Annotated in this window: 1 protein-coding gene; it reads left to right on the top strand. The window is 45.2% G+C overall.

Annotation, left to right across the window (positions count from 1 at the left end):
* Nucleotides 1–27: 27 nt before the first annotated feature.
* Nucleotides 28–1242: MFS transporter (locus tag AC1DUA_RS38245; protein ID WP_477504661.1), on the top strand; the 1215-nt coding region annotated here is incomplete at its 3' end.

Here is a 1242-nt window from a genome sequence, read left to right as displayed (position 1 = left end):
TAACTAGAGAAAAGTGGAGGTGAAACCATGCAACACGTTGCTTCTGCAACAGAGGTGGCACAAGAGAAGGTTATAGATGCCAAAAAGGCTGTGCCATGGATTATTTTCCTTATCTTTTTTGCTGTATTAAACGAAACAGTTTTCAACGTTTCAACACCCGAAATCGCCAAGCAGTACGGGATTACTCCCACTGGTGTGAGCTGGGTGCTCACTACATTCATCATCTTTTTCGGGATAGGGTCCGTTATTTATGGACGGTTATCTGATATTTTTTCCCTGAAAAAGCTGATTGTTGCCGGAGTCCTCATTTATAGTGTGGGTTCTGCGCTTGGCTTTGCACTTCAGGCTTGGTATCCGGTAGTGATTTTTGCTCGCGCTGTGCAAGGTGCAGGAGCATCAGCCATACCAGCGCTCGTTATGGTCGTTGTTGCACGTTACTTTTCTCCTACGGATCGAGGAAAAGTTTTTGGACTTCTGACTTCTACCGTTTCCTTTGCCATCGCGGTAGGCCCTGTTGTGGGCGGATTTGTTTCGTCATCGCTCCACTGGACGTACTTGTTCATCATTCCTTTGTTTACGTTGATTTCAATCCCATTTTTCAATCAGATTTTACCTGAGGAAAAGCGCAAAGAAGGCAGTGTAGACATCTTAGGTGCGGCGCTTGTTGCATTTTTCGTCGCAGGTATTATCGTCTACTTATCTTTCCCGCATTGGTACTATTTGGCCGCGAGCCTAGCTCTTTTCATCTGGTTTATCTCTCACATTCGCAAAGCGAAAGATCCTTTTATTGAACCGATGTTATTTCGAAATAAACTGCTTCGTGGCGGCTTAATTGTTGGCTTCCTCGTATTTTGCACAGTCATGGGGATCATGTTTGTCGTTCCGCTCATGTTAGCCAAAGTGAATGATCTAAGCACGAGCACCATTGGGCTTATTCTATTCCCAGGTGCCATATGTGCCGTTGTTTTCGGTACAATTGGCGGTAATTTAGCGGACAAAAAAGGCAATAATTTTGTTGTCTTTATCGGTCTTGGGCTTTTAGTAATTAGTCTTGTGGCAATTGCTTTCATGGTTGGTCATTCACCTTGGTTCATTTCTGCGGCGCTTCTCCCAACTTATGTAGGCTTCTCCTTCGTGCAAACGGCTCTGGCGAACCGTGTATCTTTGACACTGAGTGTGAGTGAGACCGGAGTGGGCATGGGGCTCTTTAACCTCATCAGCTTTATTTCTGGTGCTGTAGGC

Source organism: Paenibacillus sp. 01T422 (assembly GCF_056398785.1).
This window is presented reverse-complemented; position numbering and strand designations above follow the sequence as displayed.